Origin of the sequence: Streptomyces sp. NPDC057445, from assembly GCF_042802855.1 — a bacterium.
GTDB lineage: Bacteria > Actinomycetota > Actinomycetes > Streptomycetales > Streptomycetaceae > Streptomyces.
In genome coordinates, this window is sequence record NZ_JBHVDH010000001.1 from 123867 (window position 1) to 140983 (window position 17117).

Genomic DNA, 17117 nt, shown 5'->3' on the forward strand with positions numbered 1-17117 from the left:
CGTGTCGTTGTCGTGGTTGGCCGGTGCCGTGTTGGTGGCCGGTGTGTCCGTCCTCAAACGCCGGACGGGCTGGGTTGTCGGGGTCGGCCCGGACCTCTTGGTTGACGTCGGGGGCCGTTCCGGGGCTCGCATCCGGGACGGCATGATTTACGGCGCGCTGACCGGCACCACATCGGCGACGCCCGCGCCGCGCCACAAATCACGCTTTAGTGTCCCGGACACGACCCCTCCACGGCCCCCCTCGGGGCGGGAGGTGGTGGGCCGATCGCCGTGTGTCGGGTGAACCCCCACCGGGGGCAGTCGGCAACGCGCCAGGGGCGGGGCCGTGCAGGGTCGGCCCCGCACCAAAGCCCGTCCGGCGCTTGAGGACGGACACCCCGGCCGCCGCCACCGCACCGGCCAACCCCGTGAACCCAGCCCGTTGGGGGTCCCCCCGGACGAAGTCTGGGGGAGCTTGAGGACGGACACCCCGGCCGCAGTCACGGCACAGGCCAACCCCGACCACCCAGCCCGTCCGGCGTTTGAGGACGGACACACCGGCCAACCGTCACAGCACCGCCCACCCCGACCACCTGAGCCTGTCCGGCGTTTGAGGACGGACACCCCGGCCGCAGTCACGGCACCGGCCCGCACACCAAGCCCGTCCGGCCCTTGAGGACGGACACCCCGGCAACCGTCACGGCACCGGCCAACCCCGTGACCCGCCCCCGCTGGGGGTCCCGGGGCCGCCGCGCCGGGGCCGGTGGGGTGGAACCCCGCCGCAAGAAACCCGGCACCGCGTGCCCGGATTCGCGGCACCCTGTGCCGACTTTCTCGATCTGGAGAAGTTTTTCCCTCAACGCTTTGATCGATCATCGATCGTCGGCTTAGAGTTCGATCCGGACTCACCAGTCCGACGGCCCCGTCCTGCCAGACAGGCCCCTTTCTCCACCCCCCTCCTCTCCGGAAGGCGGCGATCATGACCGACCCCGTAGGAAAGCTTCCGAGCGAGCTCGACCAGCTCCCGGACCGTGACGCCGAGGAGACCGCCGAATGGGCGGCCTCCCTCGACGCCGTCACCAAGGCTGCCGGCCCGCACCGCGCCGCGTACCTGATGCGTCGCACCCTCCAGCACGCCGAGGGTGTGTCCGGGCTCGATCTGCCCAAGCTTCTGGAGACGGACCACGTCAACACCATCCCCACCGCCGCCGAGCCCTCCCCGGCCGGTGACGAGGAGATGGAGCGCCGGATCACCGCCTGGAACCGGTGGAACGCCGCCGCGATGGTCACCCGCGGCTCCAAGTACGGCGTGGGCGGTCACATCGCCACCTTCGCCTCCGCGGCCTGGCTCTACGAGACCGGCTTCAACCACTTCTTCCGCGGGAAGGAGGCGGACGGCTCCGGCGACCAGCTGTACATCCAGGGCCACGCCTCCCCCGGCATCTACGCCCGTGCCTTCCTCGACGGACGCCTCACCGAGGCCCACCTCGACAAGTTCCGCCAGGAGTCCGCCGGCGACGGTCTGCCGTCCTACCCGCACCCGCGCCGTCTCCCCTGGCTCTGGGAGTTCCCGACCGTCTCCATGGGCCTCGGCCCGCTCTCGGCGATCTACCAGGCGCGCTTCAACCGCTATCTGACCAACCGCGGCATCAAGGACGTCTCCGCGTCCCACGTCTGGGCGTTCCTCGGCGACGGCGAGATGGACGAGCCCGAGTCGACCGCGGCACTCGCGCTCGCCTCCCGCGAGGGCCTGGACAATCTGACCTTCGTCATCAACTGCAACCTGCAGCGTCTCGACGGCCCCGTCCGCGCGAACTTCAAGATCGTGCAGGAGCTGGAGGCCCAGTTCCGCGGTGCCGGCTGGAACGTGGTGAAGACGCTGTGGGGCAACGCCTGGGACGAGCTCTTCAAGCTGGACACCACCGGCGCTCTGGTCCGCCGCCTGCGTGAGGTCCCGGACGCACAGGTCCAGACGTACCAGACCCGCGACGCCGCCTACATCCGCCAGGACTTCTTCGGCTCGGACCCGGCGCTCGTCGAGATGGCGAAGCTGCTGAGCGACGACAAGATCCTTGAGTGCTTCCACCTCTCGCGCGGTGGCCACGAGCCGCGCAAGGTGTACGCCGCGTACAAGGCCGCCGTCGAGCACAAGGGCGCCCCGACCGTGATCCTGGCCCAGACGGTCAAGGGCTACACGCTCGGCGAGGGCTTCGCGTCCAAGAACGCCAACCACCAGATGAAGAAGCTGACGGTGGACGAGTTCAAGGACATGCGCGATCTGCTCGGGCTGCCGATCGCCGATTCCGCGTTCGCCGACGGCCAGGTGCCCTACGGTCACCCCGGCGCCGACTCCCCCGAGGTCCGTTACCTCCAGGAGCGCCGCGCGGCGCTCGGCGGCCCGGCCCCGGCCCGCCGCGTCCACCCGGTCGCCCCGCTGCCCGCGCCCGCCGAGAAGGCCTTCGCCGCCTTCGACAAGGGCTCGGGCAACCAGTCGGTGGCGACAACCATGGCCTTCGTCCGGCTGATCAAGGATCTGATCCGGGACAAGGAGACCGGCAGGCGCTGGGTGCCGATCGTCCCCGACGAGGCCCGCACCTTCGGCATGGAGTCGCTGTTCCCCTCGCTCGGCATCTACTCGCCGAAGGGCCAGACGTACGAGCCGGTCGACCGCGACCAGCTGATGTACTACCGCGAGGCCAAGAACGGCCAGATCCTCAACGAGGGCATCACCGAGGCCGGTTCGATGGCCGACTTCATCGCCGCCTCCACCGCGTACTCCACGCACGGCGAGACGATGATCCCCTTCTACATCTTCTACTCGATGTTCGGCTGGCAGCGGACCGCCGACCAGATGTGGCAGCTCGCCGACCAGCTCGGCAAGGGCTTCCTGGTGGGTGCGACGGCCGGCCGTACGACGCTGACGGGTGAGGGTCTGCAGCACGCGGACGGCCACTCACCGGTGATCGCGGCGACCAACCCGGCGGCGCTGACGTACGACCCGGCGTTCGCGTACGAGGTCGCGGCCATCGTCAAGGACGGTCTGCGCCGGATGTACGGGGAGAATGCCGAGGACGTCTTCTACTACCTGACCGTCTACAACGAGCCGATGCCGCAGCCCGCGAAGCCGGAGGGCGTCGACGAGGGCATCGTCCGCGGTCTGTACCGCTTCAAGGCGGGCGAGGGCGCGGCGGACGACCCCCGTATCCAGCTGCTGGCCTCGGGTACGGCGATCCACTGGGCCCTGGAGGCGCAGAACCTGCTCGCCGCCGACTGGAACGTGACGGCCGACGTCTGGTCCGCCACCTCCTGGACCGAGCTGCGGCGCGACGCCCTGGAGGCGGACGCGGCGCTGCTGCGCGGCGAGTCCCGCGTCCCGTACGTACGCCAGGCGCTCGAGGGTGCCGAGGGTCCCGTGCTCGCGGTCAGCGACTACATGCGCCAGGTCCCGGACCAGATCGCCCAGTGGGTGGAGCAGGACTGGTCCTCGCTCGGCGCGGACGGCTTCGGTCTGTCGGACACCCGCGAGGCGGCCCGGCGCCACTTCGGCGTGGACGCCCGGTCGATCGTGGTCGCCGCCCTGGCCCAGCTCGCCCGCCGCGGCGAGGTCCCGGCCTCCGCGGTCAAGGACGCGCGCGAGCGGTACGGCTTCTGAGATCAGAGGCCGTCGCGCCCCCCGTCGCCCCCGGGCGGCGGGGGGGCGTCACGCCTTCGTGCCCGGTACCGGGCACGCGGGCGGGCCGGGCCGCATCATGGGGTGCATGCGTGCTGCCAGGCTCATCAAGATGGTTCTGCTGCTCCAGTCGCGGCCGTCCATGACCGCCGCCGAGCTCGCCCAGGAGCTCGAAGTGTCCGAGCGGACCATCACACGTGATGCGCTCGCGCTGTCGGAGGCGGGCGTTCCGGTGTACGCGGACCGGGGCCGGGCGGGCGGATACCGGCTGATGGGCGGGTACCGGACGAGGCTGACCGGACTGGCCAGGAGCGAGGCGGAGGCGCTGTTCCTGTCGGGACTGCCGGGGGCTCTGCGCGAGATGGGTCTCGAGGACGCGGCCTCCGCGGCGCGGCTCAAGGTGTCCGCCGCGCTGCTGCCGTCGCTGCGGGACGCGTCACGCTCGGCGGCCCAGCGGTTCCATCTGGACGCTCCGGGCTGGTACCAGGAGCCTGAGACCCCGGAACTCCTTCCGGCCGTCGCCGAGGCCGTCTGGGACGACAGAATGGTCTGCGCGCGTTACGGGGAGACGGAGCGGGAGCTCGAGCCGTACGGACTCGTTCTGAAGGCCGGTGTCTGGTACCTGTGCGCACGGGCCGACGGGTCGTCCTTCCGGGTGTACCGCATCGACCGCTTCACCGGCGTCGCCCTCACCGCGAACCGCTTCGAGCGCGACGAGTCCTTCGACCTGCCCGCCTTCTGGGAGGAGCGCGCCGCGCAGTTCGCCCGCTCGATCCTGCGCGCCGAGGTGGTGATCCGGCTCGCTCCCGACGGCGCCCGCCGTCTCCCCCACGCCACGGACCGCGCCGCCGCTCATGACGCTCTGGAGGCCGCAGGGCCGCCCGACGAGCAGGGCCGCGTCATCGTGACCCTGCCCGTCGAGTCCGAGGAGGTGGCGTTCAGCCAGCTGCTCTCCCTCGGCCCCGAGTTGGAGGTGCTGGAGCCGGCAGGCCTGCGCGAGCGGTTCGCGCAGGCGGCGGCCCGTATGCACGCCCTGTACGCGGCGGCGGGCGAAGACGCTCAGCGATAGTCCTCCACCGATCCCTCCTTGCCGCTGTGGACGATGTCCAGGAAGTACCCCCATGCGTCCGGCCTGCTTCCGTCGGCGTCCGTGAACCCGTACACCTCGGCGAGCTGTCCGCTGGAGAGCGACCGGCCGTTCCACCGTGCCCGGTCGGGGTCAGCGGCGACGGCCGCCATCGCCCGGCCCACATAGACGGGCGACTCGGCCACGGCGAAGTGCGGCTGCCGGGCGACGGCATCGCGCCAGTTCTCCTCGCGGACCCCGAGGTTGTCCAGCATCTGCTCGGAGCGGAGAAGGCCGGGGGTGACACAGACCGCGGTGCAGCCGACGTCCAACAGGTCCCCCCGAGGGTGAAGGCCATGCGGATCGGGGCGTTCTTGGCGAGGTCGTAGGAGAAGTTCTCGCGGAAGCGGCGGTTGTACTCGGCCGTGCCGTCGGTGATCTCGACGAGCAGCCCGGCGGGGTTGCGTACGAGCAACGGCAGGGCGCAGCTGCTGGTGATGACATGGCTGCGGACGCCCGGCTCCAGCAGGCGCAGCCCGCTCTCGAGGTCGGTGTCCCGCATCTTCGTGTTCCGTTCGAGGAGGTGGTCGCCGCCCCAGAGGTCGTTGACCAGGATGTCCAGCTTCCCCTGCTCGCGGTCGATGCGGCCGACGAGTTCCCTGACCCGGTCCACCGCCAGATGGTCGGTGGGTACGGCGATGCCCTCGCCGCCCGCCTCGGTGACGAGTTCCGCCGTCTCCTCGACGGTCTCGGTCGTCCGGCCGACCTCGCTGATGTGTTCCCTCGTCGTGCGTCCGGTCACATGGACGGTCGCGCCCGCGGCGCCCAGCTGTACGACGATGGCGCGGCCCGCGCCCCGGGTCGCGCCCGCCACCAGCGCGATCCTCCCCTGCAGTGCTGTGTCGGTCGTCATGGTGCGACGGTCGCACTGAAATCCGATACCCTCTGTCCACATTTCCGAAAGGCAGCATTTCGGCCGCTCCACGTGCGCGGCCCCGCGCCAACCCCGATGCTTGTCCCGTGATGGACGAGACGGAGTTCTGGGAGATCATCGACAGCACCCGCGAGGCCGCCGAGGGCGACCCCGAGGACCACGCAGATCTGCTCGTCGAACGGCTGCTGCAACTCGATCCCGACTCCGTGCTGGACTTCGCACGCCACTTCGAGTCGCGTTACAACCGCGCGTACCGCTGGGATCTGTGGGGCGGGGCGGCCGTGCTGCTGGGGGGCGCGAGCGACGACGCCTTCGACTATTTCCGGTGCTGGCTGATCGGCCAGGGGCGGGAGGTCTTCGAGGGCGCGGTGCACAACCCCGACGCGCTCGCCGATCTGCTGGAAGACTTCGACGAGGAGATCGACGGGGACGGGGAGGAGCTGGGGTACGCGGCGGACGAGGCGTACGAGCAGCTCACCGGAGCGGTCGCACCCGATCTGGGGATTCCCGCGCAGGCCGCGGAGCCGGAGGGCACGCCGTTCGACTTCGACGACGACCGCGCGCTGGCGGAGCGCTTCCCGCTGCTCTGGGATCGTTTCGGGATCTGACGGCCCGTATCCGGAACCGGGAGAACCGGTGGACCGGAGGCCCCCGTTGAAGGGCGGAGTCCGCTAGAGGGTGAGTGAGCGGCCCATGAGTACGTCGTCGACGTACCGTCCGGCCAGGAAGAACTCGCCGGGCAGGACGCCTTCGACGGCGTAGCCCTCGGACTCGTACAGCTTTCTGGCCGTCGTGTTGTGGGCGAGTACGCGCAGGGTGATGCGGACCGCGCCCTGTCGGCGTGCCTCGTCGCCCGCGGCGCGCACCAGCGCCCGTCCCAGCCCCTGACCGCGCGCCCGGCCCGCCACCGCGAGCCCCTGGATCTGGCGGACGTGCCGGTTGCAGGCGAGCGGGGTGGAGAAGCCCAGGCGGACGTACCCGTTGATCCGGCCGTCGTCCGACTCGGCGACCAGATGGCCGTCGGGCCGGTGCCGCTCGTCGAAGAACGGCTCGTAGGGCGGCACAGGCCGCGGTTGTACCGAGTGCAGCGTGGACCAGGTGGCCCGGTCGAGTTCGCCGAGAGCGTCCGCGTCCGAGTCGCGAGCGGGACGTATCGCGTGGGGCGCGCGGGGTTCGGACATGACGGCACTGTGCCATGAGGGCAGGATGGTACGCATGCGCATTGCGGTCACCGGCTCGACCGGGCTCATCGGTACGGCACTTGTACGGTCCCTGCTCGCGGACGGGCACGAGGTGGTGCGTCTGGTGCGGCGGCCGGCGCGCGCCGCGGACGAGGTGGAGTGGGACCCGGCCCGCCAGTACGTGGACGCGGTGGGCCTCATCGGCTGCGAGGCGGTCGTCCACCTGGCGGGCGCGGGCGTCGGCGAGCGCCGCTGGACGGAGGCGTACAAGCGGGAGATCCGCGACAGCAGGGTGCTCGGCACGGCCACGATCGCGGAGGCCGTCGCCTCGCTGGAGACGCCGCCTCGGGTGCTGGTCTGCGGCACCGCGGTGGGGTACTACGGCGACACGGGCGACCGGACCGTCGACGAGAGCGACCCGCCCGGCTCCGGCTTCCTCGCGTCGGTGTGCGAAGCATGGGAGGCGGCGGCGGCCCCGGCCGAGGAGGCGGGCATCCGGGTCGCCTTCGCGCGCACAGGTCTGGTCGTGGCCCGCGAGGGCGGTGCCTGGGGCCGTCTCTTCCCGGTCTTCAAGGCGGGTCTGGGCGGCCGGCTCGGCAACGGCCGCCAGTACTGGAGCTTCATCTCCCTCCATGACGAGGTCGCCGCGCTCCGCCACATCGTCGACACCGACGGCATCTCGGGCCCGGTCAACCTGACCGCCCCCACCCCGCTCACCAATCGCGAGGTCACTGCGGCGATGGGGCGCGTCCTGCACCGCCCCACGCTCTTCACCGTCCCGCCGGCCGCCCTGCGCGTCGCGCTGGGCGACTTCTCCGAGGACGTCCTCGGCAGCCAGCGCGTCATCCCCAGGAAGCTCCTCGACTCGGGCTTCACCTTCGAGTACCCGTCGATCGACGGAGCGATCCGCGCAGCGCTGCGCTGAGCACGAGGAGCCGTCCGCGGACCGGCGGCACCGGCCGGACAAAGGAGGCGCACACACGTGCGACTCCGTGCTGCCGGGCGCCCGACGTGCGCCGCTGGCGGGCAGCGGACGGCAGGGTTTCTACTCTCCACCCGGACCACCGGATTGCACAGACCGGTTGGGGGAATGAGGCCCCACACCCACAACAGCCGCGCCGACCTCGGGGAGGGGCACGTGCTCAGCAGCGCACGCCACGCGGACGTCGTCATCGTCGGGGCCGGCGTCGCCGGTCTGTCGGCGGCTCACCGGTTGACCAGCGCAGGAGTCACCGTCTCCGTCCTGGAGGCCGAACCAAGGGTCGGCGGCCGGATGGCCACGGAACGGGTCGACGGGTTCCGGCTCGACCGGATCGGACAATTGCTCAGCACCTCGTACCCCGAACTCCGCCGCACTCCCGGCCTCGGGGACCTCGAACTGCGTACGTTCTCTCCGGGCGTGCTCGTGCACAGCGAGGGCCGCCACCACAGGGCAGGCGTACGGCACGCCCCGAGGGGCGTAGGGGGAGCACTCACCGCCGCACGCGCCCTCGCAAGCGCCCCCCGCACTCCGCTGGGCGAGGCCTTCGATCAGGCCCGCCTCGCCGCGGCGCTCGGCCGCCTCGCGGCCACTCCGTCCCGCCGTCTCCTCGGGCGCCCGGAACTCCCCGCCCTGGAAGCCCTGCACACCCGTGGATTCCCCGCGCGCAGCGTCAACGGCTTCCTCCACCCCCTGCTTTCCGCCCTGCTCCTCGACCCGGAGCTCTCCGGCTCCAGCCGCTGCGCCGACCTGGCGTTGCGCGGCTTCGTCCGCGGCCGGCTGTGCGTGCCCGCGGGCGGCGCCGCCGCGCTGCCCGAGCGCCTGGCGGAGGCCCTGCCGCCCGGCACGGTCCACACCGGTGTACGCGTCACGGACGCCTCGATCAGCTCCGTCACCACCGAGGAGTTCGGCCGGATCAGCTGCCGCTCGCTGCTCCTCGCGACCGGTGCGCGCAGCGCCGCCGAGCTGCTCCCCGGCCTGCGCGTACCTGCGCACCACCCCGTGACGGTCCTTCATCACGCCGCGCCCGCCACGCCGTTGCGTGAGCCGGCCCTGCTTCTGGACGCCGACCGCTCGGGCCCCGTCTCGCACACCGCGGTGATGAGCGAGGTCGATCCCTCACGCGCCCCGCACGGCCGTGCGCTGATCACTTCCACCGTTCTCGGCCGTCCGCCCGCCGATCCGGACCGCCGTGTACGCGCCCACCTCGCCGCGCTGTACGGCTCGCCCACGGACGACTGGGAGTTGCTCGCGGTGCACCACGAGCCGGAGGCCGTTCCCGCGACGCCGACACCGCACGATCCCCGCCGGGCGGTACGGGTCCTCGCCGGGCTCTACGTCTGCGGCGACCACCGGGACACGAGCACCGTGCAGGGCGCGCTGTTCTCAGGCCGCAGGGCGGCGCACGCGATCCTGCGCGACTTCGGCATCCAGCCGGGGTACGCGACGGCCCCGCTGATCAGCGCCGCCGCCTGAATCGTCACGTCCCGGGTTCCGGCGAGCCGCCCTGCACCGAGCCCGGCCGGGCTCCGGGCACGGCTCCGGGTCCGTGGCGATGCAGGTGCGCAGGCCTCACAGCCGCGCCGGTCCCGCCGGGTGCTCCGCAGCGATGCGGGTGCGCAGGCTCCGCAGCCGCGCCGATCCGGCCGGGCTCCGGCCAGACCCCGGCTCCGTGGCGATGCAGGTTCACAGGCTCCGCAGCTGCGCCGATCCCGCCGGGTCCGCCCGGCCCGGGCTCCGATCAGACCCCGGCTCCGTGGCGATGCGGGTGCGCAGGCCTCACAGCCGCGCCGATCCCGCCGGGCCCGCCCGGCCCGGGCTCCGCACGGGCTCCGCACGGGCTCCGGGTCCCCGGCGGGACAGGTCCGGCCCCCGCGGACGGACGCGCCGGGGCGTCCCCACGGCCTTCGGGCGGCCCGGAGAAGGCCGCGAAGCCGCGAAGCCGCGAAGGACGCACCGCACCCGCGGCGGCGCCCCGTGTCAGCCGATCGCCGCCACACGGTCGCGGTACCCCCGCACCGCCGCCGCGTCCCGGTACGGCTCCAGACGGCGTTCGAAGTCGCGGATGTAGTCCGCCGCGCGGGCCGATCGCATTTCCGAGGCCTGCTGGGCGGCCTCGGCGCCGAGCACGCAGGCCTGGTCGAGCTCGCCGAGGCCAAGACGGGCCGAGGCGAGGACCACGCGGCAGAAAAGGCGGCTGCGGGCGTACCCGGGGGCGCGCAGTTGCAGGGAGCGCTCCGCGTGCTGGACCGCGGCGCGGTACTGCTGCAGGTCGCGGTGGCAGTGCCCGAACTCGTCCGCCAACTGCGCCTCGTCGAAGAAGCGGGCCCAGTGCGGCACGTCGTCGCCGGGCCGGGCCGCTTCCAGCGCCCGCTCTGCCCGGACGAGCGATGCCGTACAGGCCCGGACCTCGCCGAGAACGCCGTGCCCCCGCGCCTCGACGGCGTGGAGGAGGGCCTGGACCGTGGGTGGGGCGGAGGAGCCCACGCCCTGCTGGGCGACACGGGTCAGCTGGACCGCCTCCCGCCCGTGGCTCAGATAGACGGCCTGCCGCGCCATGGTGACCAGGACGTAGGCCCCGTAGAGCCGGTCCCCGGCCGCCTGGGCGAGACGCAGCGCCTGGACGAAGTACCGCTGGGCGAGGCCGTGCGCGGCGATGTCGTACGACGTCCAGCCCGCCAGCCGGGTCAGATCGGCCGCGGCCGCGAACAGCTGCCGTCCCGTCGTCTCCCCGTAAGTGCCCCGCAGCATCGGCTCGGCCTCGTGCTCCAGGTAGCGGACGAGTGCCTGGCGCGCATGGCCGCCGCCGTAGGCCTGGTCGAGCGTGCGGAAGAGTTCGCCGACCGAGCGCAGCGCCGAGATGTCCCCGGTGGTGACCTTCTGGCCGGGGGCGCGGTCCGTACCGCGCTGCCTGGGCACGGAGACCCGGCCTTGGAGAGGGACCCTCGCCGGTCCCTGGGGGGCCGCTGCCGGGTCCAGGCGGCCGACCCGCTCGTCGGCCCGTCCGATCAGCCAGTCCCGGCTCGGCACGACCAGCCCCGCCGGGGTGAACGCGATCTTCCGCAGCTCGGCATGGCTGCCGGAGTCCTTGCGCCACAGGCCGCCGACGATGTCCACGGCCTCCTCGGGAGTGGCCGCGAACTCCAGCCCCGCGTAGACCGGCGCACATGCGTCGAGCCCGAGGTCCTGCGCGGACAGCCGTCGTCCGAGCCGCCGGGTGAAGACCTCGGCGATCAGGGCCGGCGTCGTGCCGCGCGGCTGCTGGCCGCGCAGCCACCGGGTCACCGAGGTCTTGTCGTAGCGCAGGTCGAGTCCGTGCTCCAGGCCGAGCTGGTCCACCCGGCGGGCGAGCCCCGCGTTGGAGAATCCGGCTTCTGCGATGAGCGCGGCGAGCTGTCGGTTGGGCGTGCGCTGCGGGGGTCGTTCCGTCATCAGCTGTGCGGTCTCCTGCCTTCCGGGCCCGGGGTGCAGCCCAATGGAACGGCGCGAATTTAGCGGGCCTAACCGACCCAACTGTGACCTTGACCCCGCATTCATCCGATCGTGTGAGGATTGAGGGCGGCGCTGACGGGTGCGACACGAGTCGTACAGTGGCCGGGGGCGCGTTGAGTGCACCGTGAAAGCTTTAGGAGGGCCAACGGTGAGCGAGCTGCGATTTGTCCGTCTGGGTTTCGGCGGCGACGCCGTCGAGTACCAGGCGGCCTGGGACGAGCAGCGCCGCGTGCACGCGGCCCGGTTCGCCGGCGAGATCCCCGACACCTGTCTGCTGCTGGAGCACCCGCCCGTGTACACGGCGGGGCGGCGCACGGAGGACAGCGAGCGCCCCCTGGACGGCACCCCGGTCATCGACGTCGATCGCGGCGGGAAGATCACCTGGCACGGCCCCGGCCAGCTCGTCGGCTACCCGATCATGCAGCTGCCGCGGCCCGTGGACGTGGTCGCCCATGTGCGGCGGCTTGAAGAGGCGCTGATCCGTACGTGTGCGGAGTTCGGCGTGGAGACCAGCCGGGTCGAGGGCCGCAGCGGCGTCTGGGTGCTGGGCGACCCGGTCGAGCAGCGCCCGTCCGTCTCCGGACTGTCCCTCGACTTCGACCCACGGCTGCACGACGAGGAATTCGATCCGCGGCTCAGCGGGCCCGAGTACGCCCCGTCCAACGCGGGCCAGCGCCGCGAGGACCGCAAGCTCGCCGCCATCGGCATCCGGGTGGCCAAGGGCGTGACGATGCACGGCTTCGCGCTCAATGTGAACCCGGACAACACCTGGTTCGACCGGATCGTGCCCTGCGGGATCCGGGACGCGGGCGTCGCCTCGCTCGCGAACGAACTGGGCCGGGACGTGACGATCGCCGAGGTCCTGCCGGTCGCCGAGAAGCACCTCCGTACAGTGCTGGAGAACGCGGATCTGAGGCCGCGCTCCGTCGAGCCCGGGACCGGGCCCTCCCCCGAGCCGGCCGCCGTGCCCGCCCCCTGAGGAATGCCTCCCTCTGGCCAGAGGTTGGCCAGGCGTAAAGGCATCACAATCAACGGGCGTACCCTGGTGTGCGCCGAGGAATCGAAGTGGTAGGGAGCCGGTCGTGTCCGCTGTAGCACCCGACGGACGCAAGATGCTGCGCCTGGAGGTCCGGAACAGCCAGACCCCCATCGAGCGCAAGCCCGAGTGGATCAAGACCCGGGCGAAAATGGGCCCCGAGTACAACCAGCTGCAGAAGCTCGTGAAGAGCGAGGGTCTGCACACGGTGTGCCAGGAGGCCGGCTGCCCGAACATCTTCGAATGCTGGGAGGACCGCGAGGCGACCTTCCTCATCGGCGGTGACCAGTGCACCCGGCGCTGCGACTTCTGCCAGATCGACACGGGCAAGCCGCAGGCCCTCGACCGTGACGAGCCGCGCCGCGTCGGCGAGTCGGTCGTCACGATGGACCTGAACTACGCCACCATCACCGGCGTCGCCCGCGACGACCTGGAGGACGGCGGTGCATGGCTGTACGCGGAGACCGTGCGCCAGATCCACGCGCAGACGGCCGGCCGTGAGGCCGGACGGACCAAGGTCGAGCTGCTGATCCCCGACTTCAACGCGGAGCCCGACCAGCTGGCCGAGGTCTTCTCCTCCCGGCCCGAGGTGCTCGCCCACAACGTGGAGACCGTGCCGCGCATCTTCAAGCGCATCCGTCCCGGCTTCCGCTACGAGCGCTCGCTCAAGGTGATCACCGAGGCCCGCGCGGCCGGACTCGTCACCAAGTCGAACCTCATCCTCGGCATGGGCGAGACCCGCGAGGAGGTCAGCGAGGCGCTGCAGCATCTGCATGACGCGGGTTGCGAACTCATCACGATCACCCAGTACCTGCGGCCCTCGGTCCGCCACCACCCGGTCGAGCGCTGGGTGAAGCCGCACGAGTTCGTGGAACTGAAGGAGGAGGCCGAGGAGATCGGCTTCTCCGGTGTGATGTCGGGTCCGCTGGTCCGTTCCTCGTACCGCGCGGGACGACTGTTCCAGCAGGCCATGGAGAAGCGCGGTGAGGTCGCGGCCGGTCAGGCCGCTCCGGAAACTGTGTGAACTCTCGCACAAGATACTACTGGCCAGTAATGGCCGAATCGGCGCGGCCCGTACGCTCTCCGCAGGTGGGAGACGCGTACGGGCTGCGTCAAGTTTCCGCGACTCTGAATAAAGGTTTCATCAGTGTTTGACCGACCAGTCACGCCCTGGTAACACCAATCAGTGACTCTTGCTTTACGCAGAGCACGCACACTCCCGTTCTTCCACACCGCCCCCGAGGGAGACAGCCACCATGCAGGCCGCGACTTCCGTACGCGCCAATGCCTTCCCGTCCTTCACCCAGACCCTCCGCGCCGTGGAGTCCGTACTCCTGCGCGGCGGCCAGCGCACCGCCCGTCGCAACGCCTGGACCGCGGTGCTCGAGGACCGGCGCCGGGCCAAGGACCGGGTCGAGGCCGAGCACGTACTGGAGGCCGCGCTGACCCGCACCTCCTGAGCCACGTAAACTTCACAGCATGGCGAGGAAGGAACAGGCAGAGACTGCTGCCTCTGCGAACCCCGGGCGACTCAAGCAGATCGCTCTCACGTACAAGATGACCCGGCGAGCCGATCCCAAGATCGGTCTTGTCATCGCGGCTGTGGGAATCGTCACCTTCGGTGTCTTCCTTGCGATCGGCTTCCTGATCGACCTCCAGATCTATCTGGGGATCCTGGGCTTCCTGCTGGCCTTCCTCGCGATGGCGATCGTCTTCGGACGCCGCGCCGAGCGGGCCGCCTTCGGGCAGATGGAAGGACAGCCAGGTGCCGCGGCCGCGGTCCTGCAGAACATCGGGCGTGGCTGGACGACGACCCCCGCGGTCGCGATGAACCGCAGCCAGGACGTCGTCCACCGGGCCGTCGGCAAGGCGGGCATCGTGCTGGTGGCCGAGGGCAACCCGAACCGGCTCAGGACACTTCTGGCGGCCGAGAAGAAGAAAATGGCCCGGATCGTCGTGGACGTTCCGGTGCACGACCTCGTCGTCGGCAACGGTGAGGGCCAGGTGCCCCTGAAGAAGCTGCGGACCACGATGGTCAAACTGCCTCGGGTCCTCAGCGGCCCGCAGGTGACGCAGACGAACGACCGACTGCGCGCCATGGGCGACCTGATGACCAACATGCCGCTGCCCAAGGGCCCCATGCCGAAGGGCATGCGTATGCCGCGCGGCGGAAAGACGCGCTGAACGCTCCCGGACGCGTGGCGATACGAGTCGCGCGCCGGGTATGAGAAGGGGCGCCCCGACCGACCGGGGCGCCCCTTCTCGTATGTCGCGGTGGCCGGGTCCGCTCGTATGTCGCGGTGGCCGGGTCCGCCGCCGCTGTGTGTGCCGCCACGCCGGCCGCCGCCGGGCTCGACCCGCCTGCGCGCCACGGCACGGCGGTGGACCGCCCCTCGTGGCATCCTCGGCGTCGTGTCGCAGCAGCGTCGGCCCCGGACGGTGTCCCCGTCGCGCCGGACGCCGCACGCGGCTCCTAGATACGCACCTGCACCGCTCGGGAGAAGCGGTCATGCAGCCCGCGCCCGTCGCGGTCCCAGACGAGCGCCGGGATGGCGAGGCAGAGCAGCACGCTCCGTACGAGCACCCGTCCGATGCCCAGCCGTCCGCCGTCCTCGGCGACGACCCGGAGGCCGAAGAGGCGCTTACCCGGCGTACTGCCTACGGTGCCGACGGTGAGTACGCTCAGTGCCAGGAAGATCAGCAGCGCCACGTTGCCTGCGGTCTGCTGGTCGCCCGCCGCGAACAGGCCGTATGCGATCAGCATGCACATGGCCCAGTCGACGAAGAGGGCCCCGAAACGCCGTCCGAGCGGGGCGATCGCGCCCGGCCCCTCCTCCGGCAGGCCGAGCCGCTGACCCCGGTAGCCGAAGTCGGCGCCCATGTCCTCGGCGGCCGCGCGGGGGCCGGAGAGCCACGAACCGATTGCTTGCCTGTTGTCCACCCGTCCACGGTACTGGGCACGCTTTCGATCTCCGGCGCCCGGGTCCGCGCGGCCGCGTCGGAGCACGACGCGTCACCGGTCCGGTTAACTTCCGCGAAACAAATGAGTCATGCTGGAGAAATCCCGCCTGCCTAGGGTCGGGTGCAGAGTGTGCCACCGCACTGGCCGCACGACCGAGTGACAACCCCGCCCCTCCCCGGGTGGGAGTAGGAGGAGTTGGATGTTCAAGAACGCCGACGAAGCCAAGAAGTACATCGCGGACAACGACGTGAAGATGATCGACGTCCGGTTCTGTGACCTTCCGGGTGTGATGCAGCACTTCACGATTCCGGCCACGGCGTTCGACCCGTCTGATGAGCTCGCCTTCGACGGCTCGTCGATCCGCGGCTTCCAGGCGATCCACGAGTCCGACATGGCGCTGCGCGCGGACCTGTCGACGGCGCGCCTGGACCCGTTCCGCCGTGACAAGACCCTGAACATCAACTTCTTCATCCACGACCCGATCACCGGCGAGCAGTACAGCCGCGACCCGCGGAACATCGCCAAGAAGGCCGAGGCCTACCTCGCCTCCACCGGCATCGCGGACACCGCGTACTTCGGTCCCGAGGCCGAGTTCTACGTCTTCGACAGCGTGCGCTTCCAGACCAGTGCGAACGAGGGCTTCTACCACATCGACTCGGAGGCCGGCGCCTGGAACACGGGTGCGCTCGAGGACAACCGCGGCTACAAGGTCCGCTACAAGGGCGGCTACTTCCCGGCCCCGCCGGTCGACCACTTCGCCGACCTGCGCGCCGAGATCTCCCTGGAGCTGGAGAACGTCGGCCTCCAGGTCGAGCGCCAGCACCACGAGGTCGGCACCGCGGGCCAGGCCGAGATCAACTACAAGTTCAACACGCTGCTCGCCGCGGCCGACGACCTGATGCTCTTCAAGTACATCGTGAAGAACGTCGCCTGGCGCAACGGCAAGACGGCGACCTTCATGCCCAAGCCGATCTTCGGTGACAACGGCTCCGGCATGCACGTGCACCAGTCGCTGTGGCAGGGCGGCTCGCCGCTCTTCTACGACGAGCAGGGCTACGCGGGCCTCTCTGACACCGCCCGCTACTACATCGGCGGCATCCTGAAGCACGCCCCGTCGCTGCTGGCCTTCACGAACCCGACGGTGAACTCGTACCACCGCCTGGTCCCGGGCTTCGAGGCGCCGGTCAACCTGGTGTACTCGCAGCGCAACCGCTCGGCCGCGATGCGTATCCCGATCACGGGCTCGAACCCGAAGGCCAAGCGCGTCGAGTTCCGCGCCCCGGACCCGTCCTCGAACCCGTACCTGGCGTTCTCGGCGCTGCTCCTCGCGGGCCTCGACGGCGTCAAGAACAAGATCGAGCCGGCCGAGCCGATCGACAAGGACCTCTACGAGCTCGCCCCCGAGGAGCACGCGGGCGTCCCGCAGGTCCCGACCTCCCTCCCGGCGGTCCTCGAGGCCCTCGAGGCGGACAACGAGTACCTGCAGGCGGGCGGCGTCTTCACGTCCGACCTGATCGAGACGTGGATCGACTACAAGCGGACCAACGAGATCGCGCCGATCCAGCTGCGTCCGCACCCGCACGAGTTCGAGCTGTACTTCGACATCTAGGAAGACCCCAGGTCAGAGCGGGTTTCCGCTCGCCTGGGCCGTCTGTGGGCCGTCGGCCGCTGCCTCCCCCTCGGGTGGCGCGGCCGACGGCCTTCGTGCTTCGCGAACGTACCGGCAGGCAGTCGCTGGTCGTCCGCGGGCCGGTTGCGTCCGCCGCCCGCGCCTGCCGAACAGTGCGGGAACTCGATCGTCACCCCGAACGACTACTG

13 protein-coding genes and 1 pseudogene are annotated in these 17117 nt (G+C 71.1%); 10 read left to right on the plus strand and 4 right to left on the minus strand.

What is annotated here, in order from left to right:
- The first annotated feature begins 958 nt into the window (after positions 1-958).
- Both aceE and ACFU5O_RS00560 read left to right on the plus strand, forming a co-directional pair.
- Positions 959-3631, plus strand: a complete 2673-nt coding sequence (aceE, locus tag ACFU5O_RS00555; RefSeq protein ID WP_384234597.1) for a pyruvate dehydrogenase (acetyl-transferring), homodimeric type — start codon at positions 959-961, stop codon at positions 3629-3631.
- A gap of 106 nt (positions 3632-3737) precedes the next feature.
- Entirely contained in the window at positions 3738-4718 is a 981-nt protein-coding gene (locus ACFU5O_RS00560; protein WP_384234599.1) for a helix-turn-helix transcriptional regulator, read from the plus strand.
- On the opposite strand, the pseudogene ACFU5O_RS00565 reads toward ACFU5O_RS00560, so the two are convergent.
- Positions 4709-5628 (minus strand): annotated as a pseudogene (locus ACFU5O_RS00565) (SDR family oxidoreductase). The gene ACFU5O_RS00560 and the pseudogene ACFU5O_RS00565 overlap by 10 nt on opposite strands.
- A gap of 110 nt (positions 5629-5738) precedes the next feature.
- On the opposite strand from ACFU5O_RS00565, the gene ACFU5O_RS00570 reads away from it, so the two are divergent.
- The gene (locus tag ACFU5O_RS00570; protein WP_384236321.1) at positions 5739-6257 is read left to right on the plus strand and encodes a DUF4240 domain-containing protein; all 519 of its coding nucleotides are present in this window, start codon (positions 5739-5741) and stop codon (positions 6255-6257) included.
- A 63-nt stretch (positions 6258-6320) separates the two neighbouring features.
- On the opposite strand, the gene ACFU5O_RS00575 is transcribed toward ACFU5O_RS00570, so the two are convergent.
- Complete coding sequence (locus tag ACFU5O_RS00575; protein WP_384234601.1) at positions 6321-6830, minus strand: GNAT family N-acetyltransferase; 510 nt, start codon at positions 6828-6830, stop codon at positions 6321-6323.
- 25 nt (positions 6831-6855) lie between these two features.
- Between ACFU5O_RS00575 and ACFU5O_RS00580 the strand changes: the two genes are divergently transcribed.
- Both ACFU5O_RS00580 and ACFU5O_RS00585 read left to right on the plus strand, forming a co-directional pair.
- Positions 6856-7755, plus strand: coding sequence for a TIGR01777 family oxidoreductase (locus ACFU5O_RS00580; RefSeq protein WP_384234604.1), 900 nt, complete (start codon positions 6856-6858; stop codon positions 7753-7755).
- Positions 7756-7920: 165 nt separating this feature from the next.
- Positions 7921-9285 (plus strand): FAD-dependent oxidoreductase, encoded by a 1365-nt coding sequence (locus ACFU5O_RS00585; protein WP_384234606.1) that lies wholly within the window; start codon positions 7921-7923, stop codon positions 9283-9285.
- 504 nt (positions 9286-9789) lie between these two features.
- Here ACFU5O_RS00585 and ACFU5O_RS00590 read toward each other — a convergent pair.
- Positions 9790-11241 (minus strand): regulator, encoded by a 1452-nt coding sequence (locus tag ACFU5O_RS00590; RefSeq protein ID WP_384234608.1) that lies wholly within the window; start codon positions 11239-11241, stop codon positions 9790-9792.
- 208 nt (positions 11242-11449) lie between these two features.
- Here ACFU5O_RS00590 and lipB point away from each other — a divergent pair, with 208 nt between their 5' ends.
- From lipB to ACFU5O_RS00610, 4 genes are all read left to right on the plus strand, one after another.
- Positions 11450-12280: a lipoyl(octanoyl) transferase LipB gene (gene lipB / locus ACFU5O_RS00595; protein ID WP_384234610.1), complete on the plus strand. Its 831-nt coding sequence runs from the start codon at positions 11450-11452 to the stop codon at positions 12278-12280.
- 103 nt (positions 12281-12383) lie between these two features.
- A complete protein-coding gene (lipA, locus tag ACFU5O_RS00600) occupies positions 12384-13361 on the plus strand; it encodes a lipoyl synthase (protein ID WP_384234611.1) in 978 nt (325 codons plus the stop codon).
- A 232-nt stretch (positions 13362-13593) separates the two neighbouring features.
- Complete coding sequence (locus tag ACFU5O_RS00605) at positions 13594-13797, plus strand: hypothetical protein (RefSeq protein WP_384234614.1); 204 nt, start codon at positions 13594-13596, stop codon at positions 13795-13797.
- A 19-nt stretch (positions 13798-13816) separates the two neighbouring features.
- On the plus strand, positions 13817-14521 hold the full coding sequence (locus tag ACFU5O_RS00610; protein ID WP_384234616.1) for a DUF4191 domain-containing protein: 705 nt from the start codon (positions 13817-13819) through the stop codon (positions 14519-14521).
- Between the two features lie 289 nt (positions 14522-14810).
- On the opposite strand, the gene ACFU5O_RS00615 is transcribed toward ACFU5O_RS00610, so the two are convergent.
- Positions 14811-15278 carry an RDD family protein gene (locus ACFU5O_RS00615; RefSeq protein WP_384234619.1) on the minus strand — a complete coding sequence of 156 codons (468 nt, stop codon included), beginning with the start codon at positions 15276-15278 and terminating at the stop codon, positions 14811-14813.
- 220 nt (positions 15279-15498) lie between these two features.
- On the opposite strand from ACFU5O_RS00615, the gene glnA reads away from it, so the two are divergent.
- Entirely contained in the window at positions 15499-16908 is a 1410-nt protein-coding gene (gene glnA, locus ACFU5O_RS00620; RefSeq protein ID WP_384234622.1) for a type I glutamate--ammonia ligase, read from the plus strand.
- Positions 16909-17117 lie beyond the last annotated feature (209 nt).

Excerpts from the sequence above, each read along its gene's own strand:
- aceE (WP_384234597.1), top strand. The coding sequence starts at position 959 with ATGACCGACCCCGTAGGAAAGCTTCCGAGCGAGCTCGACCAGCTCCCG.
- ACFU5O_RS00560 (WP_384234599.1), top strand. The coding sequence starts at position 3,738 with ATGCGTGCTGCCAGGCTCATCAAGATGGTTCTGCTGCTCCAGTCGCGG.
- ACFU5O_RS00570 (WP_384236321.1), top strand. The coding sequence starts at position 5,739 with ATGGACGAGACGGAGTTCTGGGAGATCATCGACAGCACCCGCGAGGCC.
- ACFU5O_RS00575 (WP_384234601.1), bottom strand. The coding sequence starts at position 6,830 with ATGTCCGAACCCCGCGCGCCCCACGCGATACGTCCCGCTCGCGACTCG.
- ACFU5O_RS00580 (WP_384234604.1), top strand. The coding sequence starts at position 6,856 with ATGGTACGCATGCGCATTGCGGTCACCGGCTCGACCGGGCTCATCGGT.
- ACFU5O_RS00585 (WP_384234606.1), top strand. The coding sequence starts at position 7,921 with ATGAGGCCCCACACCCACAACAGCCGCGCCGACCTCGGGGAGGGGCAC.
- ACFU5O_RS00590 (WP_384234608.1), bottom strand. The coding sequence starts at position 11,241 with ATGACGGAACGACCCCCGCAGCGCACGCCCAACCGACAGCTCGCCGCG.
- ACFU5O_RS00605 (WP_384234614.1), top strand. The coding sequence starts at position 13,594 with ATGCAGGCCGCGACTTCCGTACGCGCCAATGCCTTCCCGTCCTTCACC.
- ACFU5O_RS00610 (WP_384234616.1), top strand. The coding sequence starts at position 13,817 with ATGGCGAGGAAGGAACAGGCAGAGACTGCTGCCTCTGCGAACCCCGGG.
- glnA (WP_384234622.1), top strand. The coding sequence starts at position 15,499 with ATGTTCAAGAACGCCGACGAAGCCAAGAAGTACATCGCGGACAACGAC.